This is a genomic window from Streptomyces poonensis, assembly GCF_014650915.1.
GTDB lineage: Bacteria > Actinomycetota > Actinomycetes > Streptomycetales > Streptomycetaceae > Streptomyces > Streptomyces poonensis.
The window spans coordinates 160,772-184,853 of record NZ_BMVW01000005.1 but is presented as its reverse complement, the minus strand read 5'-3'; the positions used below and the strand labels follow the sequence as shown (position 1 = coordinate 184,853).

Here is a 24,082-nt window from a genome sequence, read left to right as displayed (position 1 = left end):
TGAGGAGGTGGCCATGACGATCGCCGAGAGCTGGGTCGAGTCCATGCAGCAAGCCATGGAGGTCCCCAGAAGCGCGCGCCTCCGGCTGACGAGGAACGGGCTCACTTCGGTACCGGTCACCCATGCGCACAGGACGACTCAGCGGCGCATCGAGAACCAGATCGAGGAACGGCTGCCCGGTTGGACTCCGGTGGGTGAGTTCGCGGTCGTCCCGCCGAGGGAGGGGTACAAGCCCGAGCCGGACGCCTCGGCGCTTCCGCTGGACCAGGTGCGCACGGACAAGAGCGAGATCGACGAAACACTGCTGCCCTTCGTGGTCGAGGTCGTGTCTCCCGAGAGCGTGAAGCGCGACTACAGCACCAAGCCGGATCATTACGCGCTCCGCGGCATCCCCGCATACCTGGTCGTCGACGTGCTGACCGCTCGTTGGACCCTCATGACCCGTCCCGAAGCCGGTGAGTACCGGCACGAGGAGTCCGGCGTGTTCGGCGACCCCATCGAGATCCCCGTCGCCGACCAGACCCTCGTCCTGGACTCCTCCCAGTTCATGCGGGTCTGAAACCCGGAGGCGGTACGGGCGGGCCCCCAGGGACAATGGATCCGTGCGTTACCGCGTCCTCGGCACCACCCAGGCATTCCGCCCCGACGGCACACCCGTACCCGTCGGCGGTGCGCGGCTGCGCGCCCTGCTGACCGTGCTCGCGCTGCGGGCGGGACGTACGGTGCCCGTGTCCGTCCTGGTCGACGAGGTGTGGGACGGCGACCCGCCCGCCGACGCGCCCGGCGCGGTACAGGCCCTCGTCGGACGGCTGCGACGGATCCTCGGCGCGGAGACGGTGGTGTCGGCCGAGGGCGGCTACCGGCTCGCCGCCCACCCCGACGACATCGACCTGCACCGCTTCGAGCGGCTCGCCGGGGAGGGCATCGGCGCGCTGGCCGACGGCGACCCGGCGAAGGCGGCCGGCGTCCTCGACGACGCCCTGGCCCTCTGGCACGGCCCGGCCCTCGCCGACCTCCCCGACCGCACGGCCGAGGCGGCCCGCCGCGAGGCGCGCCGGCTGGACGTCCGCCGCGCCCGCCTCACCGCCGCCCTCGCCCTCGGCCGGGCCGAGCAGTCCCTCCCCGAGCTCACCGCCCTCTGCGACACCCACCCCCTCGACGAGCCCCTCCAGGTCCTGCGCCTGCGCGCCCTGCGCGACACGGGCCGCCCGGCGGAGGCCCTGGCCGCCTACGCGGACGTACGCCGCCTGCTGGCGGACCGGCTCGGCGCGGACCCCGGCCCCGAACTGCGCGCGGTGTACGAGGAGCTGCTCAACGAATCCGCGTCGGAGTCGGTGCCGCCGGTCCCCGGTGCGGCCCCGCGGTCGCCCGGCACCCCTCCCGAGCCGTCCGGTACCGCCGCCGGGGCGGCGCCGGGAGCCTCCCCGGCGCCGCCCGTCCCCGGTGCGCCGTCCCGCCCCCGCCCCGGCAACCTCCGCGCCCGGCTGACCTCCTTCGTCGGCCGGGACGACGACATCGGGGCCATCCGCGGTGACCTGGCGGCGGCCCGGCTCGTGACCCTGCTGGGGCCGGGCGGGGCCGGGAAGACGCGGCTGTCGCAGGAGGCGGGGGAGGCCGTCGCCGATGCGGTGCCCGACGGGGTGTGGCTGGCCGAGCTCGCGCCGGTCGACGATCCCGGGAACGTGCCGGAGGCCGTCCTCACCGCCCTCGGCGCCCGCGAGACCGTGCTGCGCGGCGCGGGCGCCGAGGAGATGCGGGCGGTCTCCGAACGGCACGACGACCCCGTCAGCCGGCTCGTCGAGCACTGCGGCAGACGGCGCATGCTGATCGTCCTCGACAACTGCGAGCACGTCGTGGAGGCCGCCGCCCGGCTCGCCGAGCAGCTGCTCCAGCGGTGCCCCGGACTCACCATCCTCGCCACCAGCCGGGAACCCCTCGGCGTACCGGGAGAGCTGCTGCGGCCCGTGGAGCCGCTGGCGGAGCCGTACGCGCTGCGGCTGCTCGGCGACCGCGGGGCCGCCGCCCGGCCCGGCTTCACCGTCGCGGACGACCCCGAGGCGGCCGACGAGATATGCCGGCGGCTCGACGGGCTCCCGCTCGCCATCGAGCTGGCGGCCGCCCGGCTGCGCATGATGACGCTCCGTCAGATCGCGGACCGGCTCGACGACCGGTTCCGGCTGCTCACCGGCGGCAGCCGGACCGTACTGCCCCGCCAGCAGACCCTGCGCGCCGTCGTCGACTGGTCCTGGAACCTTCTCGACGAGGACGAGCGGGACGTGCTGCGGCGGCTCTCCGTCTTCTCCGGCGGCTGCGACCTCGCCGCCGCCGAGGCCGTCTGCGGCCCGGCCGCCCTGGACGCGCTGGGGTCGCTCGTCGACAAGTCCCTGGTCGTGGCCGCCCCCTCGGCCGACGGCGGGATGCGCTACCGGCTCCTGGAGACCGTCGCCGAGTACGCGCGCGAGCGGCTCGACGAGTCCGGCGCCCGCGCCGCCGCCGAGCGCGCCCACCTCACGTACTACCGCGAACTGGCCCGTACCACCGACCCGTTGCTGCGCGGCCCCCGCCAGCGCGAGGCCATCGCGCTGCTGGAGCTGGAGGACGACAACATCCGCACCGCCCTGCGGCACGCCGTCGAGGCGCGCGACGAGCAGGAAGCGCTCTGCCTGGTGCTGTCGCTGTGCTGGTACTGGACGATGCGCGACCTGCGCACCACGGCCCGCCAGTGGTCCACCGAGGTCCTGACGCTCGGCCCCGACCCCTTCGCCGGGCCCGCCCGCCCGGTTCCCGATCTCCGTGAACGCTGCACCGACGGCCCGCCGCCCATGCGTCCCGAGGTTCTCGACGAGGCCCGGCGCGGTGTGCACCTCGTCCACCTCGCCTGCATGGACATGGACCTGAAGGGCTGGGAGACCCCGCAGGCCAAGGAGAAGTTGCGCACGATCGCCGGCACCTACCGGCCCGGACAGCCGCAGACCTGCCGGCTCCCCGGCTTCCTGTGGTTCTACGCGGTGCTGCTCGGCGGTGACATGGACCGCGTGCGCACGGTGGTCGACGAGACCGTCCGCAGCTGCCGCGAGCTCGGCTACACCTGGGAGCTGGGCCAGGCCCTGCACATGCGGGCCAATCTCCTCGCCAACCGCGGCGACTGGGCGGGTGACGCCACCCGGGACGCCGACGAGGCGCTGGAGCTCTTCCTCGGCATCGACGACGCCTGGGGCGCGGCCGAGGCGCTCTCCGCACGGGGCGAGGCGAAGGAGCGCAAGGGCGAGTACGAGGGCGCCGCCGCGGACTACGAGCGGGCCATGGAGTTCGCCGAGCGGCTCGGTGCCCGCGCGCAGCTGGGCGTCCTGAAGGCCCGGCTGGGCAGCGCGCTCGTCGAGGGCGTGGACGCCGAGCGGGGCGAGCGGCTGCTGGCCGAGGTCGTGGCGGACAGCCACACCAACACCGAGGCCAGACCCGCCGCCCGGCTCTTCCTGGCGATCTGGCTCCTGCGCACCGGGCGACTGGCGGCGGCGCGCGAACACATCCGGCTGATCAGGACGGACTTCGAGGCCGCCGACTTCGTGGTCTTCACGAGTTTCATCACCGCTGTGGAGGCCTGGCTGGAGGCACTGGAGGGGCACTTCACCGAGTCCCTGGTCCTGTTGCGCCGGGCGATGGAGCAGGCCGGTGACCCGATCAGCCGGATGATCATGCCCCATATGGCCTCCAGCCACCTCACCGTGGCCGCCATCGCCGTCGCGGGCGTGGACGGCGGCGCCCGCGCGCGGGACGCGGCCCGGCTCCTGGGCGCCGCCGACGCGCTGCTGCCGCCCGGCCACTTCCGCGGCCCGTCGGAGATCGAGTGCCGGGCGCAGGCCGAGGCCGCGGTGCGGGAGGTGCTGGACGACACGGCGTACGAGGCGGCCCGCGCCGAGGGCGCCGGCCTGTCGCTGGAGGAGGCCGGCGCCCTGATCTGACGGCGGACCGTGTCCGGGGCACGGTCCCGTGTACGTCAGCTCTTCGTCCGGTACTTGTGGATGGCCACCGGCGCCATCACCAGCGTCAGCACCACCGACCAGCCCAGGGTCACCCACAGGTCGTGCGCGACCGGCCCGCCCGACATCAGCCCGCGTGCGGCGTCCGCCAGCGAGGACAGCGGGTTGTAGTCGGTGAAGTTCCGCAGCCAGCCGGGCATCGACTGGGTCGGCGCGAAGATCGACGAGCCGAACTGCAGCGGCATCAGCACCAGGAAGCCCATCGCCTGCACGGACTGCGCGTTCTTCAGGGTCACCCCCAGCGTGAGGAAGATCCACATCACGGAGGAGCCGAACACGACGGCCAGTCCCACGGACGCCACCAGCCCGGTCCAGCTGGTGATGTCGAACCCCACGAGGACGCCGACGACCAGCAGGATCGCCGTGGCGACCAGCATCCGCAGCAGCTCGACCACGATCTTGGCGAGCAGCACCGAGGACCGGCCGATGGGCAGTGACCGGAAGCGGTCCATGATGCCCTTCTGGAAGTCCTCGTTGAAGCCGGTGCCGACGGCCATGGCGATGTTCATGCCCATCATCGCCATCAGGCCGGGCACGACGTACTGCACGTACTCGTCCTGCCCGCCGCCGAGCGCCTGTCCGATGGAACCGCCGAAGACGTACACGAACAGCAGGGTGAAGACGATCGGCATGAGGACCGCGTCGAACATCGACTCCGGGTCCTGCCGGATCCACAGCAGATTGCGGCGGACCAGCGCGCCGGTGTGACGGGCGTGGGCGCGCAGCCCGATCCGGCCGTCGGCGGTGCCCTGGAGGGGTGGTGCGGTGCCGCCCGTGCCGCTGCCGGGTTTCTCGATGACGGTGTTCGTCCTGGTGCTCATGCGGCGGTCTCCTCGTGACCGGCGGATCCGGTCTCGTCCTGCGGGTGCGGGGTGCTCGCCCGGTGGCCGGTGAGGGACAGGAACACCTCGTCCAGGCTGGGCAGTTCGGTGGTGATGGAGGCGATCGTGACGCCGCGCGCGGTGATGGCGCCGACGATCGCGGTGAGCTGTTCGTCGCTGAGGACCGGCACCAGCAGCGTGCCGCTCTCGGTGTCGACGGTCGCGGTGGCGAGACCGGTCAGGCCGGAGTCGTCGAGCAGGGCCGCCAGCGGGCGCAGCTCCGCCGGGTCGGCCGGACGGACCCGCAGGGTGCGGCCGCCGACCTGGGCCTTCAGCTCCTCGATGTGGCCGCCCGCGATGACCTTGCCACGGTCGATGACGGTGAGCTCGGAGGCGAGCTGCTCGGCCTCCTCCATGTACTGGGTGGTGAGCAGCACGGTGACCCCGTCCCCGACCATGCGCCGGACCTCGTCCCACACCTCGTTGCGGGTGCGCGGGTCGAGGCCGGTCGTGGGCTCGTCGAGGTAGAGCACGGCCGGGCTGCCGATCATGGAGGCGGCGAGGTCGAGGCGGCGCCGCATACCGCCGGAGTACGTGCCGGCGGGGCGTCTGGCGGCCTCGGTGAGCGAGAAGCGCTCCAGCAGCTCGCCGGCGCGCCGGCGGGCGTCCTGGCGGGACAGGTCGAGGAGCCGGCCGATCAGGTACAGGTTCTCGAAGCCGGAGATCTTCTCGTCGACGGCGGCGTACTGGCCGGTCAGCCCGATCACGCGGCGCAGTTGCCGGGGCTGCCGTACGACGTCGTAGCCGGCCACCGTGGCGTGGCCCGCGTCGGGGGTGATCAGGGTGGACAGACAGCGGACGAGGGTGGTCTTGCCGGCGCCGTTGGGGCCGAGGACGCCGAGGACGGTGCCCTCGCGCACGTCCAGGTCGACGCCGTCGAGCGCCTTGGTCTTCCCGTAGTGCTTGACCAGGCCCCGAACGGTGACGGCGCTCCGGGCGCCGTCGGTGTGTGTGTCGGTGGGCTTTCGCTTCATGGGAACGACGGTGTCAGGAGACACCGACAGAGCGCCGACAGTCCGCCGACAAGCAGCCGACAGGGGGGCGGCGGGCCGACAGGGGGGCGGCGGGCCGACAGGTGACCGACACGACACGGGGAACGGTGGGAACGGCCCGCCGACCGGAGGACGGAGAACGGCCCGCCGGCGGAGAAAGGCCGGCGGGCCGCTGCGGTGCCGCGGTGGCTCAGTGGACGGAGTGCTCCTCCAGCGGGAACGTTCCGCCGACGACGTCCTCGGCGAAGGACCGGGCCGCGCCGGCCATCACCTCGCGGAGGTCCGCGTACTTCTTGACGAACTTCGGCACGCGGCCGGAGGTCAGCCCCAGCATGTCCGTCCAGACGAGGACCTGGGCGTCCGTGCCGGGACCGGCGCCGATGCCGACCGTGGGGATGTGCAGCGCGCGCGTCACCTCGGCCGCCAGCTCCGCCGGGACCAGCTCCAGGACGACCGCGAACGCGCCCGCGTCCTGGACCGCCTTCGCGTCCCGCAGCAGCTGCGCGGCCGCCTCCTCGCCGCGGCCCTGCACGCGGTAGCCCATCGAGTTGACCGACTGCGGGGTCAGGCCGATATGGGCCATGACCGGGATGCCGGACTCCACGAGGAGCTCGATCTGCCGGTGGGAGCGCTCGCCGCCCTCCAGCTTGACGGCGCCCGCCCCGGCCTCCTTGATCAGACGCGTCGCGGAGCGCAGCGCCTGGACGGGGCCCTCCTGGTACGAGCCGAAGGGCAGGTCGGCGACGATCAGGGCGCGCTTGGTGCCCCGTACGACCGCGGCCGAGAGCATGGTCATCTCGTCGAGGGTGACGGGTACGGTCGTCTCGTACCCCAGGTGGCAGTTGCCCGCCGAGTCGCCGACGAGCATGACCGGGATCCCGGCCTCGTCGAAGACGGACGCGGTCATCGCGTCGTACGCGGTGAGCATGGGCCACTTCTCGCCGCGCTCCTTGGCGGCGGCGATGTCGCGGACGGTGATGCGGCGGGTGCTCTTGCCGCCGTACAGCGCCTTGCCGCCGTCGGAGGGCTTCAGCGCGGACGGTGCGGGCTGGGTGGACTGCGTGGCCTGTTCGGCCTGTTCGGCCTGCTTCTGGGCAGCCGGAAGCTGCGTCATCGCAACGGCTCCTTCTGTCATCTCGAGGCGCCCTGACGGCGTCCCCGGACCGTTTCCATGGTGGCACCTCGTGTCACGTGCGACCAGACCGGGGTCAGGGAGATGGGTCACGTCAAAGGGGGCTCCAAGGAGCCGAAGAGCCCGCAAAGGATTCCGATACGAGACGGTGTCGTATCGAAAATCGCCTACCGTGGTCCCATGACGACTTCCGCTGCCCCCGCCGCCGGACGGCGCGTCCCCGAAGCGGTGCACCGGCGCCGCTGGGCGATCCTCGGTGTGCTGATGCTGAGCCTGCTCATCGTGGTGCTCGACAACTCGATCCTGAACGTCGCCATCAAGACCATCGCCACCCCGGCGCCGACCGGTCTCGGCGCCACGCAGAGCGAGCTGGAGTGGGCGATCAACTCCTACACGCTCGTCTTCGCCGGACTGCTGTTCACCGCCGGGCTCCTCGGCGACCGGCTCGGGCGCAAGCGGGTGCTGATGGCCGGGCTCGTGGTGTTCGGCATCGGGTCCGCGCTGGCCGCCGGGTCGGGCACACCGGGCGAGCTGATCGCGTTCCGCGCGGTGATGGGTCTCGGCGCCGCCTTCGTGATGCCGGCCACGCTCGCCGTCCTGATGAACGTGTTCGAGCGGGACGAGCAGCCGAAGGCCATCGGCATCTGGGCGGGCGGCGTCGGCCTCGCCATCGCCATCGGGCCGATCACCGGCGGTGTCCTCCTCGAACACTTCTGGTGGGGCTCGGTCTTCCTGGTGAACGTGCCGATCGTCGTCGTCGCGCTGGCCCTGATGCTGTGGCTGGTGCCGGACTCCCGCGATCCGGCCCCCGGGCGCATCGACCCCTTCGGCGTCCTGCTGTCCGTCATCGGGCTCGTCCTGCTGGTGTACGGCATCATCGAGGGCGGCCAGTACGGCGACTTCACCCGTGTGGACGTGCTCCTGCCGATCGTGGGCGGAATCGTGGTGCTCGCCCTGTTCGTCCTGTACGAGAAGCGCAGCGACCATCCGTCCATCGACATCGCGTACTTCCGGAACAAGGTCTTCTCGGCCGCCGTCTGCGCCATCGCGCTGGTCTTCTTCGCGCTCATGGGCGTGACCTTCTTCTCCGTCTTCTACACCCAGAGCGTGCGTGGCTACGAACCCCTCGAGACCGGTCTGCTGCTGCTCCCGCTGGCCCTGGCGCAGCTGGTCTTCGCGCCGCGGGCCCGGCTGGTCGTGAACCGGTTCGGCACCAGAGCGGTCTGCACGGCCGGGCTGCTGACCGTCGCGGTGTGCCTGGCCGCGTTCACCGCGCTGGACGCGGACACGCCGATCTGGATCCTGGAGCTCGTCTTCTTCTTCATGGGCACCGGGATGGCGCACATCATGACCCCGGTGAGCGTCGTCGTCATGCAGGCCCTGCCGCGCGAGAAGGCCGGCTCGGCGTCCGCGCTCAGCAACACCTTCCGCCAGGTCGGCGGCGCCCTCGGCATCGCGGTCCTCGGCTCGGTGCTGTCGGCGGCGTACCGTTCGGGCATCGAGGACGACCTGCCGCCCGCCGCCCGGCACGAGGCGGGCGAGTCCATCGAGGCCACGCTCGCCTTCGCCGCGCGGCTCGGCGCCCGGGGCGAGGACCTGGTCGGCCCGGCCCACGACGCCTTCCTGCACGCGATGCACATCACCGCGCTGTGCGGGGCGGGCGTGGCCCTGCTGGGCGCGGTGGTGGTGGCGCTGTTCCTGCCAGGGAAGGACCCGGAGCGGCCCGGGGGACGGGAGGAGAGCGAGCCGGCCGCGGCGGACCGCTAGGCCGGCTGCGGACCGTCGTACGGGGCCGGGCCCGGTGCCCGGGCGCCGGCGGCGACGAGGCAGAATCGAGGCAGCGCGACGAGAGGGACGGAGTCGAACGTGAGCCCCGCCGGCAGCCGAGTCAGGGCAGAGGGAACCGGGGGTCCCGCCCGGGGGCGCCCGCGCAGCGAGGCCGTGGAGCGCTCCATCATCGAGGGCGTGATGAAACTCCTCGAGGACGGCGTACCGCTCGCGGAGCTGTCCATCGAACGGGTGGCGCGTACCGCGGGCGTCGGCAAGGCCGCCATCTACCGTCGCTGGAGCGGCAAGGAGGAGCTCTTCGTCGACGTCCTGCGCGCCGCCGAGCCCCCGGACCCGGAGCTGCCCGGCACCTCCGTGCGCGACGACCTCGTCGTGCTGCTGGAGTCGCTCCGCCGGCGCGGTCTGATGAGCCGTTCCTCGGCGATCCTGCACAACGTCCACGCCCAGATGAAGAGCAGCCCGCGGATCTGGGCCGCGTACCACACCATGGTGATCGAGCCCCGGCGCCGTACCACCTTCGACGTCCTGCGCAGGGGCGTGGCGAACGGCGAGCTCCGCGCCGACGTCGACATCGAGCTGCTCGGCGACCTCTTCGTGGGCCCCATGCTGGTCCGTACCCTCATGCGCCCCGACGCCGCGCTCGACGAGGGGCTGTCCGAACGCATCGTCGACACGGTCCTGGAGGGACTGCGGCCGCCCGGCCGGTAGCGTCCCGCCCCTCCCCGCGGCCCCGCCCACGGTGCCGTGGACGTCCTGTGCGCATGTGCCGGGGCGGCGTCACCGTCCGGTCACCGGGTGCCCTCACGATGTTCGCGTTTCGTCACAAGGTGCCCGCCGCTCCCGCCGATGCGGAACTCCCGGCGCCGGGTTGCTCGTCCTCGTGCGAGTACGGCCGCACGGGGCGGCGGGAACGACGGCGATCATCCCCTAGGGTCTAGGCGCAGGGGACGAGGTGCACGGCAGGTTGTGAGGCGACAGGTATGGCGCAGGCGTACGTGACGGAGACGGACAGCGGCGGCACGAGCACGGGCCGCGAGGGCTCCCGGGTCCGGCGCCTGCTGAGTCTGCTGGACGGCTGGCGGCGCGACCCCCGGACCTGGCGCCGCGGCATCCTGGTCGCGGTGTGCGCGGTGATCCTCGCGCTGGTGATGCTGCTGCACGCGCGGATCCCCAACCGGTACGGCAACCTCGGCAGCCTCACCGAGACGTTCCTGCCCTGGCTGGGCGTCTTCGTCCCGCCGCTGCTGCTCCTCGCGCTGCTGCGGAGGTCCGCGACCGCGCTGATCGCCGTGGTGCTGCCCGCGGCCGTCTGGCTGAACCTGTTCGGCGGGCTGCTCACCGGCAAGGCCGGCACCGGCGGCGACCTCACCGTCGCCACCCACAACGTCAACGCGGACAACGCCGACCCCTCCGGCACGGCCCGTGCCGTGGCCGCGTCCGGCGCGGACGTGCTGGCGCTGGAGGAGCTGACGGAGGCGGCGGTGCCGGTGTACGAGAAGGCGCTCGCGTCGACGTACCAGCACCACGAGGTGGTCGGCACCGTCGGGCTGTGGAGCAAGTACCCGCTGAGCGGCACCGAGGCCGTCGACATCGAGCTGGGCTGGAAGCGCGCCATGCGCTCGACGGTGACGACGCCCGAGGGGCAGGTCGCCGTGTACGTCGCCCATCTGCCCTCGGTGCGGGTGAAGCTGGAGGCCGGGTTCACCGCGCGGCAGCGCGACAAGAGCGCCGACGCCCTCGGCGAGGCCATCGCGGACGAGCCGATCGAGCGGGTGGTCCTGCTCGGCGACCTCAACGGCACCATGAACGACCGTGCCCTCAACGCCGTCACCGCGCAGATGCGGTCCACCCAGGGCGCGGCGGGCGACGGCATGGGCTTCAGCTGGCCGGCGTCCTTCCCGATGGCCCGCATCGACCAGATCATGGTCAGGGGCGTGGAGCCGGTCGCCTCCTGGACCCTGCCGGAGACGGGCAGCGACCACCTGCCGGTGGCGGCGCGGGTCCAGCTCGACGGATCCTGAGCGGCACCGCCGTACGCGCCTGCTCACATCTGATCGCAACCGGCACGCAACCCGCTGGAATAGTCCGTCGGGCAGGGTTTGTTCCGCACGTGAACTTACGATGTAGGACCCTGCTCCTGAAAGGCCTGTTCCCATGCCCCTGGCCCTGCTCGCCCTCGCCGTGGGTGCCTTCGGCATCGGCACGACCGAGTTCGTCATGATGGGGCTGCTGCCCGACGTCGCCGACGACCTGGGCATCTCCATCCCGTCCGCCGGGCACCTGGTCTCGGCGTACGCGCTCGGCGTCGTGATCGGCGCCCCGCTGCTCGCCGCCGTGACGGCCCGGATGTCCCGCCGCACGGTGCTGATCGCCCTCATGGTGCTGTTCGTGGTCGGCAACGCGCTCTCGGCGTTCGCCCCCGACGACCACTGGCTGCTGGCCGCCCGGCTGCTGAGCGGACTGCCGCACGGCGCCTTCTTCGGTGTCGGCGCCGTCGTCGCCACCGGCCTGGTCGCGCCCGAGCGCAGGGCCCGCTCCGTCTCGCTGATGTTCCTCGGCCTGACGGTCGCCAACATCGTGGGCGTGCCCGCGGCCACGCTGATGGGCCAGCACCTCGGCTGGCGCGCCACGTTCCTCGGGGTGAGCGCCATCGGGCTGGCCGCCATCGCCTCCCTCGCCCTGCTGATCCCGCGCGACCACGCCCACGCGCCCTCGGGCGGCCTCCGCGGCGAACTGGCCGCCCTGCGCTCCCTGCCCGTCTGGCTCGCCCTCGGCACGACCATCGCGGGCTTCGGCGCCCTCTTCGCCGCGTACAGCTACATCACGCCCATGCTGACCGACGCCGCCGGGTTCGCGGAGACGAGCGTCACGGTGCTGCTGGCCCTGTTCGGCGTCGGCTCGACCGCGGGCAACCTGCTGGGCGGGCGGCTCGCGGACCGCGCGCTGCGGGGCACCCTGTTCGGCGGGCTCGTCTCCCTCGCGGTGGTGCTGGCGCTGTTCCCGCTGCTGATGCGGAACGGGGTGACGGCCGCGCTCGCGGTGGTCCTGCTCGGCGCGGCGGCCTTCCTCACCGGTTCCCCGCTCCAGCTGATGGTCATGGAGAAGGCGTCCGCCGCCCCCTCCCTGGCCTCCTCCGCCAACCAGGCCGCCTTCAACCTCGCCAACGCGGGCGGCGCCTGGATCGGCGGCCTCGTGCTCGCCGCCGGCTTCGGCGTCACCTCCCCGGCCGTCGCCGGCGCGGCACTCGCCGTACTGGGTCTCGGCGTCGCGGCGGCGGCGTACGCGGTGGACGTACGCCGGGGCGAGGCGGTACGGGCCGGCGGGGGCCGTCTGATCGCCACGCACGTGCCCGAGAAGGAGACGGCTCAGAAGGGCCTGCGCTGAGGGACGGGTTCCGGTCGCCTTCGCGGGCATGTGGACGGGTGTACAGCACCCGGACAGATGCCTGAAAACGCCCGTCGCGCAGCCCGCTTGACCGCCGCCGGACCGGGATAGGCTGCCGGAACGGAACCTCCGTGGCGGGGCGGCCACGGCGAGGCCAGGGCGTGGAAGCAGGTGAGTGCGGTGAGCACCAGCGCGGGGATGGCTGCGGTGCTCGACGGACTGCGCCCCCGTGGCGGCGCCGCTCTCATCGGCGGCGATCCGGTGTTCTGCGCCGAGGTCCTGGGCGTCGGCGGGGTCGCCGTCTCCCTGCTGCCGGACGGCGAGCCCAGCGAGCCGGTGTGGGCGACTCCGGGGCTGAGCCTGCGCCTGGAGGATCTCCAGTTCACCCTCGGCCAGGGACCCAGCCTCGATACGCTCGCCTCGGGCAGCCATGTGCTGGAACCGGACGTGGGCCGGGTGGACGCGGACCGGTGGCCGCAACTGCTGCCGGAGTTGCGCAGGTTCCGGATCAGGGCGGTCTTCTGTTTCCCGCTCCTGGTCGGTGGGGTCTGCCTGGGCGTACTGACACTGCACCGTCGCTCACCGGGCCCGCTGAGCGACACGGCGATGGACGACGCACTGATTCTCGCGGGTGCGTTGGTCTCCATGGTGCTGGACAACGCTCTCGGACAGGAAGGCATGGCGACGTCGGAGGACCCTTCCGTGCTCTACCGGGCGTCGGTGCACCAGGCCACGGGCATGATCAGCGTGCAGGCGGGCGTCTCCCTGCCGCAGGCCATGCTGTTGCTGCGGGCCCACGCCTACCGGCACGGCAAGCCGGTACTGGATGTCGCGGGCGACGTGGTCGCGAGGCGGATTCATTTTCGGGACATCGGATGGAAGCCGGATCGGTCTGGCGGGAAGGGAACATCATGACCGGGGTGCAGCAGGAGGGAGCATTGCGCGCTTTCCTCGACACGGTCGACACGCTCGTCGAGGACTTCGACCTGATCGACGTCCTGCACCGACTGTGTGTCCGCAGCGTCGAGTTCCTCGACGTGGCCGCGGTCGGCATTTCGCTGGCGGATCCGCACGACGACCTGCACCTGCTGGCAGCCTCGGACGAGGGCGAGCGGATGCTGGCTCTGTTCGACGCGCAGACCAGGCACGGCCCGGGCCCGAGCAGCTACCGTTCCGGGGAACCGCTGCTGAACGTCCGGCTGGTCTCCGGCGAGGAGGACGGTGAGGTCACGGCGTTCGGCACGCGGGCCCGGCAGATGGGCTTCGTACGGGCCCATGTGCTGCCGTTGCGGCTGCGCCGGCGGGCCATCGGCACGCTGTGCATGCTCGACACCGCCCCGCAGGACCTGAGCGAGCGCGCCACCAGGCTGGGCCAGACCCTCGCGGACGTGGCCACCATCGCCATCCTGCAGCACCGCACCATCGAGCACCGCAACGTCGAGCGCGCTCAGCTGCAGAACGCGCTGACCAGCCGGATCATCATCGAGCAGGCCAAGGGCATCCTCGCCGAACGCTGGCAGCTGCGGGTGGACGAGGCGTTCCAGCTCATGCGCTCCTACGCCCGCAACCAACACGCCCGCCTCGACGAGGTGTCCCGGCGGATCATCGACGGCGACATCGACACGGAAGAGATACGCGCACGCACGCAACGGAAACGCTGACGGTGCCTCCCGCTCCGTACCGCCGGATCCGGAAGGCGGCGTCACCGGCGTCGGACGGGCGGTACGGAGCGGGGGACGCACCGGGCGCGGCCGGCCGGCACCGCGTCAGCGGAGATAACGGGTCAGTATGTCCTCCGCCAACTCGGGCAGCGGCCGCCCGGCCCCGAACGCCTCCGCGCGCAGCCGTGCGAGCGCCTCGTCCACCCCGATGCCCAGCTGCTGGGCCAGGACGCCCGCGGCCTGATGGGTCCGCTGCCAGTGGGTCTCCGCCAGGGAGCCGGACTGCCCCACCGGGGTGGGCCTCCCGGTGAGCAGCACCAGCGCCACGGCGCGCACCGCGAGCCGGGCGGCGGCCTCCGTCCTCCTGCCCAGCGGTCCCGCCGCGTACCGCAGCAGGTTGGCCGATCCGAAGGAGACCTCGCCCTCCAGCAACGGGAACGCGTAGATCGATCCCACCGTCGGCAGCCGCTCTCGCGCCACACTTCCGAACAGGGGCCATCGGGTCACGGTCCCGTGCAGATCCTCGACGGCGACCGGCCGGCCGGACGCCGAGGCCGTCAGGCAGGGTCCTTCCTGCAGTTCGAACTGGAGCTCTTCCAGACGCATGGCATCCGCGTTGGTCGCGTGCAGCAACTGCCTGTCCGGCGTATGCGTCAGGAGCGACATGGACACCGCGTCCACCGGCAGCCCCACACACAGTGCTTCCGCCACCCGCTCGGGCAACCCCGAACCCCCACCGACGGCGGCGGCTGCCTGAAGCACTGTCTCCGCTGCGGACGACACGTCAGCCATAGCGATCCCGCGGTCAGGTGCCCGCCGTTGCCGGAGGGCACATCCAACCATGCGTATGTCCGCCGAAGCCGCCGCCAAACCGCACGGCACGGCCGAAGCCCGGTGCAGGCGCCCGGGGGACCGGGAGCGGGCACCGGGCTCCGCGCGATCACGCGTGTTCGCGCCACCGGTTGGTGATCGGCAGGCGCCGGTCCTTGCCGAAGCCCTTCACCGAGATCTTGGTGCCCGGCGGGTACTGCCGGCGCTTGTACTCGGCCCGGTCCACCATCTGCAGCGTCTTCGTGACCAGCGCCCGGTCGAACCCGGCCGCGACGATCTCGTCGGCGCCCTTGTCCCGGTCCACGTACAGCTCCAGGATCGCGTCCAGGACCGGGTAGTCCGGCAGCGAGTCCGTGTCCACCTGGCCCGGGCGCAGCTCGGCGCTCGGCGGCTTGGAGATGGAGTTCTCGGGGATCGGCGGGGTCTGGCCGCGCTCGGCGGCCGCCCGGTTGCGCCACTCCGCCAGCCGGAAGACCGACGTCTTGTACACGTCCTTGATCGGCCCGTACGCGCCCACCGCGTCGCCGTACAGCGTCGAGTACCCGACCGCCAGCTCGGACTTGTTGCCCGGCGCGAGCACGATGTGCCCCTCCTGGTTGGAGATCGCCATGAGCAGGGTGCCGCGCAGCCGGGCCTGCAGGTTCTCCTCGGCGAGACCGGTCAGGCCGAGCGACCCCATGTACGCGTCGAACATCGGCTCGATCGCTACGGTGCGGTAGTTGAGCCCCGTCCGCCGGGCCAGCTCCGCCGCGTCGTCCTTGGAGTGCTCGGAGGAGTACTTCGACGGCATCGAGACGCCGTACACGTTCTGCGCGCCCAGCGCGTCGCAGGCGATCGACGCGACCAGCGCCGAGTCGATGCCGCCGGACAGGCCGACGAGGACGGACTTGAAGCCGTTCTTCGCCGCGTACGCCCGCAGGCCCACGACCAGCGCCGAGTAGACCTCCTCGTCGTCGTCGAGCCGCTCCGCGTACCCGCCGGTCAGCTCCGGCTCGTACGCGGGCAGCGGCTCCTCGGAGATCACCAGGCGGTCGATGCGCAGTCCGTCGTCGACGGTCCCGGTGGGCGCGTCGGCCAGGGCGGCGGGCAGGTCCAGGTCCAGGACCACGCAGCCCTCCGAGAACTGCGGCGCCCGCGCCACCACTTCGCCGTCCTTGTCGACGACGATCGAGTCCCCGTCGAAGACCAGCTCGTCCTGCCCGCCGATCATGGCGAGGTAGGCGGTGGTGCAGCCCGCCTCCTGGGCCCGCTTGCGGACCAGCTCCAGGCGGGTGTCGTCCTTGTCGCGCTCGTACGGCGAGGCGTTGACGGACAGCAGCAGTCCGGCGCGGGCGGAGCGGGCGGCCGGCACCCGGCCGCCGTCCTGCCAGAGGTCCTCGCAGATGGCGAGGGCGACGTCGACGCCGTGGACGCGGACCACCGGCATGGTGTCGCCGGGGACGAAGTAACGGAACTCGTCGAACACGCCGTAGTTCGGCAGGTGATGCTTGGCGAACTTCAGCGCCACCCGGCCACGGTGCAGCACCGCGGCGGCGTTCTGCGGGGCGCCCGCGGGCTGCCCGTACTTGGGCTGGGCGGTCTCGGAGCAGTCGAGGTAGCCGACGATCACCGGCAGCTCCCCGAAGCCCTCGTCGGCGAGGCGCGCCGCCAGGGCCGTCAGGGCCGCGCGGGAGGCCTCCACGAAGGACGAGCGCAGGGCCAGGTCCTCGACGGGATACCCGGTCAGCGCCATCTCCGGGAACGCCACCAGGTGGGCTCCCTGCTCGGCGGAGTGCCGGGTCCAGCGGACGATCGCCTCCCCGTTCCCGGCGAGATCGCCGACGGTCGAGTCGATCTGATTCAGGGCGAGGCGTAGTTGAGGCACACACCCAGTCTAATCGTCAGAGCGACGCAATGGGGCGTGGGGCGCACCACGGCGGGCGCGCCCGGTGCGCCTCGCGCTGTGGTGCTCCACTCGAAGCGTGCGGGCGCCCTGCTCGAAGCGCGCGGGCGCCCCCTGCTCGGAAGCGTGGCGTGCGGGCGCCCCTACGGACGTGCCGTCGCGCCCCGCTCCTCCAGCATGTCCGCCATCAGCTGGATCTCCGACTCCTGCCCCTGCACCATGGTCCCCGCGAGCCGCTTCGCCGCGCCGACCGTGCACTTGGACTCACAGCCCTCGGCCATGTGGATGCCGCCCTTGTGGTGGGCGGTCATCAGCTGGAGGTAGAAGATCTCCGCCTGCTTCCCGTTCAGCCTGCCGAGCTTCTCCATCTCGGCGTCGGTCGCCATGCCGGGCATCAGGGCGCCGTCCTCGCCCGCCGGCATGTCGCCCATGCCCATCCAGGTCATGGGCGGGTCCGCCGACGCCTTCGGCAGACTCCACAGGTCGAGCCAGCCCAGCATCATGCCGCGCTGGTTGGCCTGCGTCTGCGCGATGTCGTACGCGAGCCGCCGCACATCCTCATCGTCCGTGCGGTCGCGGACGATGTACGACATCTCGACGGCCTGCTGGTGGTGGATCGACATGTCCCGGGCGAAGCCCGCGTCCGCGGAGTCCTTGGCAGGTGCCTCGATGGAGGGATCGTCGCCGGCGGCGACCGCGTATGTGACCGCACCGGCCGCGACGAGCACCGCCGCGGCCCCGGCGGCGATCCAGCCGACGCCCCGCTTCATCGTGCCCACCGCTTCATCATGCCCACCGCTTCATCGTGTTCACCGTGCCGGTCCGCCGTCACCGACCGCGGTCACTTGGAGACACCGCCGGTGCAGGGGGCGCCCGGCTCGGGGGTCTGCTCGCCCTGGAGGTACTTCTCGAAGAACTTGTCGACGTCCGGGTCGGTCGCGCTCTTCACCGTGCGCTGGTGGCCCCACGCGGACAGCATGATCGGGTCCTTCTGGTCCTCGACCGGGCTCATCAGGCTGTACGGGGTCTTCTTCACCCGCTCGGTGAGCGCCTTGACGTCGGCCTCGGGCGCCTTGTCGTTGTACGTCACCCAGACCGAGCCGTGCTCGAGGGAGTGCACGGCGTGCTCGTTCTTGAGCTCGTCGGTGTAGACGTCGCCGTTGCAGTTCTGCCAGACGGCATTGTGGTCGCCGCCGACAGGGGGGTTCATCAGGTAGTCCACCGTGTTCTGGACGTGGTTCTGGGTCAGCTCGCCGTCCCACGTCTTCACGCCGTCGGAGCCGGTGACGAACTTGCCCTTGGAGGCGTCCGCCTTGCCGCCGTCGTCCGACTGGGAACGGATCAGGAAGGTCCCGCCGACGACGAGACCGGCGACTATGACGACGCTCGTGCCGATCGTGAGGAGGCGGTTGCGGCGCTCACGGGCCTGCTCGGCGCGGCGCATCTCCGCTATGCGCGCCTGGCGCGTCGAGGAGTTCTTCTTGGCGGAACCCATGCTGAGTCCTTCGGGGAGGCTGGGACGGTCGGGTCAGCTGATCGTAATGTCAACTGAGGCCTGATTTGCAGGGTGGCCGCAGGAATGGCCCGGCGGGGACGAGCGCCGGACAGGCGCCGGGCGAGTACCGGACACACTCCGGGCGAGTACCGGACAGGTGGCGGGCAAGTGCCGCGCGGATATTTTGAACCGCAGATGCGGATTACCTACGGTAGGGAGCATGCGGCTGCTGCGCTCCACCGACCTCGCCCTGCGCGTCCTGATGCGGCTCGCCGTCGCGGACGGCGGGTCCACCCCGACGACCCGTGAGGTCGCGGCGGACATGCACGTCCCATACACGCACACCGCCAAGGTCGTGGCCGAACTCCAGCACATGGGCCTGGTCGCCGCCCGGCGCGGCCGGGGCGGCGGTCTCGCGCTCACCGAGGAGGGCCGTGCGGCGTCGGTCGGCCGGATCGTGCGCGCCTTCGAGGGGGAGGGTGACGTGGTCGACTGCGAGGGAACGGGACCGACGGGCTGCCCGCTGAGCTCCGGGTGCCGGCTGCGCGGCGCACTGCGACGGGCCCAGGAGGCGTTCTTCGCCTCGCTGGACCCGTTGACGGTGGCGGACATGGTGGCCGGGCCGACCGGTTCGCTGCTGCTGGACATCTCCCGGACGCCGCCGGTCTAGGCGGTCCGGTTGGTCTGCTTGGTCCGGATGGTCCGGACGGTTCAGCCCTGGGCGAGCCAGAGGTCCGGACCGAACACCTCGTAGTGGATGTCGGCCGGTGCCACACCCTTGTCGATCAGCTGGGAGCGCACCGCGCGCATGAAGGGCAGCGGACCGCACAGGTACGCGCGCGTGCCCGCGGGAACGTCCAGCCCGGACAGGTCGACCAGACCCGTACGGTCGGCCGGGTGGCCCGCTTCCGGCTGCTCGTACCAGAAGTGCACGGAGACGTCCGGGAGCTTGGCCGCGAACGCCTCGTGGTCGGCGCGCAGGGCGTGCTCGGCGGCGGAGCGGTCGCCGTGCACGACGGTGACCGGGGCCTCGTGGCCGCTCGCCACCAGCTGCTCCAGCATGGCGATCATCGGGGTGATGCCGATACCGGCGGAGGCGAGCAGCAGCGGCGCCCCGGCGTCCTGGTCCAGGACGAGGTCGCCGTACGGGGCGGACAGGTGCAGCCGGTCGCCGACCCGCACGCGCGCGTGGATGTGGTTCGAGACCTCACCGTCAGGCCCGTCGCCCCCGTGGATCCGCTTCACGGCGATCCGGCGGATCTCCGAGCCGGGCGCGCCGGCGAGGCTGTACTGGCGGATCTGCCGGGCCCCGTCCGGGAGCGTGACCTGGACGGAGACGTACTGTCCCGCGCGGTGGGCGGGGGCGGGCTCGCCGTCGGCCGGGCGGAGTTCGAGGACGACCACGTCGGACGTGTCCTCGACGCGGCCGACGACCTCCCACTCGCGGCCCACGCCCTGGCTGCCGCTCTCCTCGTACAGCCGCCGCTCGATCGCGATCAGCGCGTTCGCCATCAGCCAGTAGACGTCCGTCCAGGCGGCGGCGACCTCCGGGGTGACGGCGTCGCCGAGGACCTCGGCGATGGCGGCGAAGAGGTGCTCGTACACCACGTCGTACTGCTCGGGGGCGACACCCAGGGAGGCGTGTTTGTGGGCGATGCGGCCGAGCATCACGTCGGGCCGGTCGTCCGGGTGCTCGACGAGGTACGTGGCGAAGGCGGCGATGGAGCCGGCGAGGGCCTGGCGCTGGGTGCCGGCGGCCTGGTTGCCTCGGTTGAACAGGTCACGCAGCAGGTCCGGGTGGGCGTCGAACAGTCTGCTGTAGAAGAGCTCGGTGATCTCGCCGATGGCGCCCCCGACGGCGGGAAGGGTGGCGCGCACAGTGGCTGCGGACTGTTCGGACAGCATGAGGACTCCTCGGACTCGACTGCTCCGCGATTTCTTCACACGGTATTGAAACTTGCATCTCAGATGCAAATTAAACCGTCGTAAATCGGAAGTGAGGGGAGCCGCCGCGGACCGTCCATTACAGAGCCGGGAGCGAGCGGGCAAGATGGACACCGGAGCCGTACACCTGTCGTACGCGGGGCGTTCGAGCGGCGGTCGCTCAGCCGATCAAGGTGCGCAACGCGCATGAAATGGTGTTGTGGTGGGATGCTCAGGTGCCGGACCTCTCCCGTGATCCGGGGCAGTGGGCCTGACCAGCAAGGATGGGTGGAAGCTAGAGATGGACAAGCAGCAGGAGTTCGTGCTCCGCACGCTCGAGGAGCGCGACATCCGGTTCGTACGCCTGTGGTTCACGGACGTGCTGGGCTTCCTCAAGTCGGTGGCCGTGGCACCGGCCGAGCTTGAACAGGCTTTCGATGAGGGTATCGGCTTCGACGGCTCCGCGATCGAGGGTTTCGCCCGCGTCTACGAGTCCGACATGATCGCCAAGCCGGACCCGTCGACGTTCCAGGTCCTGCCGTGGCGCGCGGAGGCCCCGGGTACCGCCCGTATGTTCTGCGACATCCTGATGCCCGACGGCTCCCCGTCCTTCGCGGACCCGCGCTATGTCCTGAAGCGAGCGCTCGCCAAGGCGTCGGACCTGGGCTTCACCTTCTACACCCACCCGGAGATCGAGTTCTTCCTCCTCAAGGACAAGCCGGTGGACGGCTCGGTGCCCACCCCCGCCGACAACTCCGGCTACTTCGATCACACCCCGCAGAACATCGGCATGGACTTCCGTCGCACGGCGATCACCATGCTGGAGTCGATGGGCATCTCGGTGGAGTTCTCCCACCACGAGGGCGCCCCCGGCCAGCAGGAGATCGACCTGCGCTACGCCGACGCGCTGTCCACCGCCGACAACGTCATGACGTTCCGCCTGATCATGAAGCAGGTGGCGCTGGAGCAGGGCGTCCAGGCGACCTTCATGCCGAAGCCGTTCTCGGAGTACCCGGGCAGCGGCATGCACACCCACCTCTCGCTCTTCGAAGGTGACCGAAACGCGTTCTACGAGTCGGGCGCCGAGTACCAGCTCTCCAAGGTCGGCCGCTCCTTCATCGCGGGCCTGCTGAAGCACGCGGCGGAGATCTCCGCGGTGACGAACCAGTGGGTCAACTCCTACAAGCGCATCTGGGGCGGCTCCGAGCGCACCGCGGGCGCCGGCGGCGAGGCCCCCTCGTACATCTGCTGGGGCCACAACAACCGCTCCGCCCTGGTCCGCGTGCCGATGTACAAGCCGGGCAAGACGGGCTCGGCGAGGGTGGAGGTCCGCTCGCTCGATTCCGGCGCGAACCCGTATCTGGCCTACGCGGTGCTCCTCGCCGCAGGCCTGAAGGGCATCGAGGAAGGGTACGAGCTCCCGCCGGGCGCCGAGGACGACGTCTGGGCCCTCTCGGACGCCGAACGCCGCGCGATGGGCATCGAACCGCTCCCGCAGAACCTGGGCGAGTCCCTGACGCTGATGGAGCGCAGCGACCTGGTGGCCGAGACCCTCGGCGAGCACGTCTTCGACTTCTTCCTGCGGAACAAGCGGCAGGAGTGGGAGGAGTACCGGTCCGAGGTGACGGCGTTCGAGCTGCGGAAGAATCTGCCGGTGCTGTAGGCGTACGCCGCCCGCGGGGCCACTCCCGCGGGCGCGCCCGCAGGCGTCCGGCCCCGCCGGGGTCTCCCGGGGGGGCCAGTGTTCCTGCCGGAGGCCCGCCGCTAGCGCTCCGCGAGCTCGGTCAGCAGCTTGTGCAGCGGCTTCTCCGCACGCTGCCGGTACTCCTGGATCGCCCACCCGTTGCCGTCCGGGTCCGTGAAGTACATGAACGTGGCGCCGTCGGTGGGTGCGTACTCCACCGGCTCCGACACCTCCAGACCCCGGTCGAGCAGTTCGGCACGCGCCGCCTTGATGTCGGACACGCACAGCTGGAGGCCCCGGTAGGAGCCGGGCTGCGGCTTCGGGCCCTGCAGCGCCGCGTCCCAGAAGGCGTCCTGGGCTAGGAGGACCGAGCAGCCGGAGCCCGGGGGCGTCAGCTGGACGAGGCGCATGCCCGAGAGGACCTCCTGGTCGATGTCGACGTGGAAGCCGACCTTGTCCCGGTAGAAGTCGCGGGACCGGTCGATGTCGCTGACGGGCAACGGGATCACTTCGAGTGTGTACTGCATGTCTGCTCCTCCGCATCAGGCGAGCCGGTCCCGCCCACCCAAGCCGATGAAGCCCCCGGAGCGCCACCACCAGGACGACGGTCTGTCCGGTGCCGCCGGCTTCTCCTCCCGACTCTGCGGTTGGGTTCGGGCCGTACGGTCTTGATCCGACGGGTCCGGCGGATCCGGTTACAACTGCCTGGATGGCTGTCAGTGCTGCAGAGACGCCGATGGGATGCGGTGTTCTCGGGCCCACAACACTTCCTGCGCAACAAGCGGCGGGAGGGGGAGGAGTACCGATCCGAAATGTCCGCGTTCGAGCTGCGGAAGAACCTGCCGGTGCTGTAGGGGTGGGTTACCCCATGATCGGCGACGGGGCCGACGGTTGATGACCGTCGGCCCTCATGCCGAGGGTCACTACAGGCCGATGAGCCGTACGTGATCCCCGCACAACCTGCTCATGTCATCGATGTCGGACGTCAGCAGGGCCACCGGGCCCGGCTGGCGCATGGCCATTTCCGCCACGGTGGCGTCGATGGCGTACTTGTGGCCGTGCAGTCCCGCCGTCTTGAGCAACTCGGCCGCCGCCTTGGCCGTCTGCTGGGTGACCGGTTCGACCTTGACCCGTGAGAGCGTCCAGTTGAGACGCGGCAGATTCACCCGCGCATGGCTGACTTCCACGATGGTGTTGGCGCCGATGACGAAGTCGGCTCCCATGTCGTGGAAGACCTGGAGCATCGCCAGGAGCTTGCGGTCCTGGGCGACCCAGGCCGACAGTCCCTGTGAGTCCAGGACGACTGTCTCGAAGTGCGTGCTCACACAACGTCCGGGCGACCGGAGAGGCCGGGGCCGGCGGGGTCGAGAATCCTGGCGCGGGCTTCCGCCAGCTCCTCGTCCGTGAAGGCGCCGTGCTCCTCCTGGTGGCGCCGCAGGTCGTCGCTGAGCAACTGGTGCCTGATCTGGCGGGCCACGGCCTCGGCCACGTAGCCGGAGACGTTGTCCGTCAGCTTCCTGAGCTCGGCCACCTGCTCGGTGGGCAGCGTGACAGTGATGCGGGTCGTAGCGGACATGTGGCGAGCATACTGGGGTATGCGCCTTGGTGGGCCCGAGGCGCGTCGGCGCACGGGCTTTTCGCCCGCCGAAGCCGGTGGACGCCCTGAGTGCCGGTGGACGACGGTGTGCCGGGCGCCTCCGCGGCGCCGGAGTAGTACCTTCACTCGACTTCTCGTCAAAATGACACAACAATCCCTGTGATACGCCGAGTCGGTCTGTGGTGGACAGCCGTCGGCTGACATCAGTTCTGCTTCTCGCCGAGGGCCATGCGCAGCCAGTCGAGGGATCCGGTCTCCAGGACCGCGTCGGCGAGTTCGTTTGCGGTCTTGGTGACGAGCCGGCCGCGGCTGTTGTCGATCCACCGCTGGGCGTTCTCGTAGCCCTGGGCCTTGTACTCGACGCCCTGGATAAGGCACTCCAGTTTGTCGGCGTCCCGGGCACAGATCGCCTCGGCGGATTCCTTCGCCTCGTACTCCGCGACGAGATCACGCACCGCCGAGGCCAGAACCTCCGGCATACCCGCAACCTGGTCGGCGGTGACCGCCTGCGGGTCGGCCTCGGTGGAGTACTTCTTGCCGAGGTAGTTCACGTCGCCGGTGCGGGTCTCCTGGGAGTCGTGCCACACGGCGAGGAACGCGGCGCGGGACGGGTCGGCGCCCTCCAGCTTCGCGATGATCGTCGCGATCAGGGCGGTGCGCCAGGAGTGTTCGGCGACCGACTCGGGGTCCCTTACGCCGGCCATCCACCAACCGCTGCGGCTGGTGTGCTTCAGCGTGCCCGCCTCGTACAAAAACCTCGCCACTGCGTCCAGATCTTCTGCCACCGTCGGACTC

The 24,082-nt window shown here is 71.4% G+C and carries 22 protein-coding genes and 1 pseudogene; 11 read left to right on the top strand and 12 right to left on the bottom strand.

What is annotated here, in order from left to right:
* Nucleotides 1–13 precede the first annotated feature (13 nt).
* Together IE242_RS15720 and IE242_RS15715 are read left to right on the top strand one after the other, a co-directional pair.
* A complete protein-coding gene (locus IE242_RS15720) occupies nt 14–559 on the top strand; it encodes a Uma2 family endonuclease (protein WP_189859565.1) in 546 nt (181 codons plus the stop codon).
* A gap of 43 nt (nt 560–602) precedes the next feature.
* Nucleotides 603–3,959, top strand: coding sequence for an AfsR/SARP family transcriptional regulator (locus IE242_RS15715; protein WP_189859563.1), 3,357 nt, complete (start codon nt 603–605; stop codon nt 3,957–3,959).
* Nucleotides 3,960–3,994: 35 nt separating this feature from the next.
* Here IE242_RS15715 and IE242_RS15710 read toward each other — a convergent pair whose 3' ends face one another.
* From IE242_RS15710 to panB, 3 genes are all read right to left on the bottom strand, one after another.
* On the bottom strand, nt 3,995–4,858 hold the full coding sequence (locus IE242_RS15710; protein ID WP_229858961.1) for an ABC transporter permease: 864 nt from the start codon (nt 4,856–4,858) through the stop codon (nt 3,995–3,997).
* Nucleotides 4,855–5,892, bottom strand: coding sequence for an ATP-binding cassette domain-containing protein (locus tag IE242_RS15705; protein WP_189859561.1), 1,038 nt, complete (start codon nt 5,890–5,892; stop codon nt 4,855–4,857). Before IE242_RS15705 ends, IE242_RS15710 begins: the two co-directional genes overlap by 4 nt.
* 208 nt (nt 5,893–6,100) lie before the next feature.
* Nucleotides 6,101–7,024, bottom strand: a complete 924-nt coding sequence (gene panB / locus IE242_RS15700; protein WP_229858959.1) for a 3-methyl-2-oxobutanoate hydroxymethyltransferase — start codon at nt 7,022–7,024, stop codon at nt 6,101–6,103.
* A gap of 198 nt (nt 7,025–7,222) precedes the next feature.
* On the opposite strand from panB, the gene IE242_RS15695 reads away from it, so the two are divergent.
* From IE242_RS15695 to IE242_RS15670, 6 genes are all read left to right on the top strand, one after another.
* Entirely contained in the window at nt 7,223–8,809 is a 1,587-nt protein-coding gene (locus tag IE242_RS15695) for an MFS transporter (protein WP_189859559.1), read from the top strand.
* Between the two features lie 99 nt (nt 8,810–8,908).
* Nucleotides 8,909–9,538, top strand: coding sequence for a TetR/AcrR family transcriptional regulator (locus IE242_RS15690; RefSeq protein WP_229858957.1), 630 nt, complete (start codon nt 8,909–8,911; stop codon nt 9,536–9,538).
* A gap of 272 nt (nt 9,539–9,810) precedes the next feature.
* Nucleotides 9,811–10,851, top strand: coding sequence for an endonuclease/exonuclease/phosphatase family protein (locus IE242_RS15685; RefSeq protein ID WP_189859557.1), 1,041 nt, complete (start codon nt 9,811–9,813; stop codon nt 10,849–10,851).
* A 133-nt stretch (nt 10,852–10,984) separates the two neighbouring features.
* A complete protein-coding gene (locus IE242_RS15680) occupies nt 10,985–12,214 on the top strand; it encodes an MFS transporter (protein WP_189859555.1) in 1,230 nt (409 codons plus the stop codon).
* Between the two features lie 180 nt (nt 12,215–12,394).
* Nucleotides 12,395–13,129: a GAF and ANTAR domain-containing protein gene (locus IE242_RS15675; protein WP_189859553.1), complete on the top strand. Its 735-nt coding sequence runs from the start codon at nt 12,395–12,397 to the stop codon at nt 13,127–13,129.
* Nucleotides 13,126–13,875 (top strand): GAF and ANTAR domain-containing protein, encoded by a 750-nt coding sequence (locus IE242_RS15670; protein WP_189859551.1) that lies wholly within the window; start codon nt 13,126–13,128, stop codon nt 13,873–13,875. The genes IE242_RS15675 and IE242_RS15670 overlap by 4 nt, the downstream gene beginning before the upstream one ends.
* A 105-nt stretch (nt 13,876–13,980) precedes the next feature.
* Here IE242_RS15670 and IE242_RS15665 read toward each other — a convergent pair whose 3' ends face one another.
* The 4 genes from IE242_RS15665 to IE242_RS15650 all read right to left on the bottom strand — a co-directional run bounded on the left by IE242_RS15665 (nt 13,981) and on the right by IE242_RS15650 (nt 18,083).
* Entirely contained in the window at nt 13,981–14,586 is a 606-nt protein-coding gene (locus IE242_RS15665) for a GAF and ANTAR domain-containing protein (RefSeq protein WP_189859549.1), read from the bottom strand.
* 229 nt (nt 14,587–14,815) lie between these two features.
* Nucleotides 14,816–16,570, bottom strand: a complete 1,755-nt coding sequence (locus IE242_RS15660; RefSeq protein ID WP_189859547.1) for an NAD+ synthase — start codon at nt 16,568–16,570, stop codon at nt 14,816–14,818.
* A gap of 161 nt (nt 16,571–16,731) precedes the next feature.
* Nucleotides 16,732–17,358, bottom strand: a complete 627-nt coding sequence (locus IE242_RS15655; protein WP_189859956.1) for a DUF305 domain-containing protein — start codon at nt 17,356–17,358, stop codon at nt 16,732–16,734.
* A 71-nt stretch (nt 17,359–17,429) separates the two neighbouring features.
* A complete protein-coding gene (locus IE242_RS15650; RefSeq protein WP_189859545.1) occupies nt 17,430–18,083 on the bottom strand; it encodes a thioredoxin-like domain-containing protein in 654 nt (217 codons plus the stop codon).
* 220 nt (nt 18,084–18,303) lie between these two features.
* On the opposite strand from IE242_RS15650, the gene IE242_RS15645 reads away from it, so the two are divergent.
* Nucleotides 18,304–18,753 (top strand): RrF2 family transcriptional regulator, encoded by a 450-nt coding sequence (locus IE242_RS15645; RefSeq protein WP_189859544.1) that lies wholly within the window; start codon nt 18,304–18,306, stop codon nt 18,751–18,753.
* Nucleotides 18,754–18,794: 41 nt separating this feature from the next.
* Here the strand turns inward: IE242_RS15645 and IE242_RS15640 are convergent, their stop codons facing one another.
* Nucleotides 18,795–19,988, bottom strand: coding sequence for a globin domain-containing protein (locus IE242_RS15640; protein ID WP_189859542.1), 1,194 nt, complete (start codon nt 19,986–19,988; stop codon nt 18,795–18,797).
* A 319-nt stretch (nt 19,989–20,307) separates the two neighbouring features.
* On the opposite strand from IE242_RS15640, the gene glnA2 reads away from it, so the two are divergent.
* A complete protein-coding gene (glnA2, locus tag IE242_RS15635; protein WP_189859540.1) occupies nt 20,308–21,669 on the top strand; it encodes a gamma-glutamylpolyamine synthetase GlnA2 in 1,362 nt (453 codons plus the stop codon).
* A 101-nt stretch (nt 21,670–21,770) separates the two neighbouring features.
* On the opposite strand, the gene IE242_RS15630 is transcribed toward glnA2, so the two are convergent.
* The gene (locus IE242_RS15630) at nt 21,771–22,217 is read right to left on the bottom strand and encodes a VOC family protein (protein WP_189859538.1); all 447 of its coding nucleotides are present in this window, start codon (nt 22,215–22,217) and stop codon (nt 21,771–21,773) included.
* Between the two features lie 240 nt (nt 22,218–22,457).
* Here IE242_RS15630 and IE242_RS39195 point away from each other — a divergent pair.
* Nucleotides 22,458–22,544: pseudogene (locus IE242_RS39195) on the top strand (glutamine synthetase); the annotation flags it as partial.
* 69 nt (nt 22,545–22,613) lie between these two features.
* On the opposite strand, the gene IE242_RS15625 reads toward IE242_RS39195, so the two are convergent.
* From IE242_RS15625 to IE242_RS15615, 3 genes are all read right to left on the bottom strand, one after another.
* Nucleotides 22,614–23,015 (bottom strand): DNA-binding protein, encoded by a 402-nt coding sequence (locus IE242_RS15625; protein WP_189859536.1) that lies wholly within the window; start codon nt 23,013–23,015, stop codon nt 22,614–22,616.
* The gene (locus IE242_RS15620; protein WP_189859534.1) at nt 23,012–23,266 is read right to left on the bottom strand and encodes a type II toxin-antitoxin system CcdA family antitoxin; all 255 of its coding nucleotides are present in this window, start codon (nt 23,264–23,266) and stop codon (nt 23,012–23,014) included. Before IE242_RS15620 ends, IE242_RS15625 begins: the two co-directional genes overlap by 4 nt.
* Before the next feature lie 224 nt (nt 23,267–23,490).
* On the bottom strand, nt 23,491–24,072 hold the full coding sequence (locus IE242_RS15615) for an HD domain-containing protein (protein ID WP_189859532.1): 582 nt from the start codon (nt 24,070–24,072) through the stop codon (nt 23,491–23,493).
* Between the last annotated feature and the right edge of the window lie 10 nt (nt 24,073–24,082).

Excerpts from the sequence above, each read along its gene's own strand:
- IE242_RS15720 (WP_189859565.1), top strand. The coding sequence starts at position 14 with ATGACGATCGCCGAGAGCTGGGTCGAGTCCATGCAGCAAGCCATGGAG.
- IE242_RS15710 (WP_229858961.1), bottom strand. The coding sequence starts at position 4,858 with ATGAGCACCAGGACGAACACCGTCATCGAGAAACCCGGCAGCGGCACG.
- IE242_RS15705 (WP_189859561.1), bottom strand. The coding sequence starts at position 5,892 with ATGAAGCGAAAGCCCACCGACACACACACCGACGGCGCCCGGAGCGCC.
- panB (WP_229858959.1), bottom strand. The coding sequence starts at position 7,024 with ATGACGCAGCTTCCGGCTGCCCAGAAGCAGGCCGAACAGGCCGAACAG.
- IE242_RS15695 (WP_189859559.1), top strand. The coding sequence starts at position 7,223 with ATGACGACTTCCGCTGCCCCCGCCGCCGGACGGCGCGTCCCCGAAGCG.
- IE242_RS15685 (WP_189859557.1), top strand. The coding sequence starts at position 9,811 with ATGGCGCAGGCGTACGTGACGGAGACGGACAGCGGCGGCACGAGCACG.
- IE242_RS15680 (WP_189859555.1), top strand. The coding sequence starts at position 10,985 with ATGCCCCTGGCCCTGCTCGCCCTCGCCGTGGGTGCCTTCGGCATCGGC.
- IE242_RS15670 (WP_189859551.1), top strand. The coding sequence starts at position 13,126 with ATGACCGGGGTGCAGCAGGAGGGAGCATTGCGCGCTTTCCTCGACACG.
- IE242_RS15655 (WP_189859956.1), bottom strand. The coding sequence starts at position 17,358 with ATGAAGCGGGGCGTCGGCTGGATCGCCGCCGGGGCCGCGGCGGTGCTC.
- IE242_RS15650 (WP_189859545.1), bottom strand. The coding sequence starts at position 18,083 with ATGGGTTCCGCCAAGAAGAACTCCTCGACGCGCCAGGCGCGCATAGCG.
- IE242_RS15645 (WP_189859544.1), top strand. The coding sequence starts at position 18,304 with ATGCGGCTGCTGCGCTCCACCGACCTCGCCCTGCGCGTCCTGATGCGG.
- IE242_RS15640 (WP_189859542.1), bottom strand. The coding sequence starts at position 19,988 with ATGCTGTCCGAACAGTCCGCAGCCACTGTGCGCGCCACCCTTCCCGCC.
- glnA2 (WP_189859540.1), top strand. The coding sequence starts at position 20,308 with ATGGACAAGCAGCAGGAGTTCGTGCTCCGCACGCTCGAGGAGCGCGAC.
- IE242_RS15630 (WP_189859538.1), bottom strand. The coding sequence starts at position 22,217 with ATGCAGTACACACTCGAAGTGATCCCGTTGCCCGTCAGCGACATCGAC.
- IE242_RS15620 (WP_189859534.1), bottom strand. The coding sequence starts at position 23,266 with ATGTCCGCTACGACCCGCATCACTGTCACGCTGCCCACCGAGCAGGTG.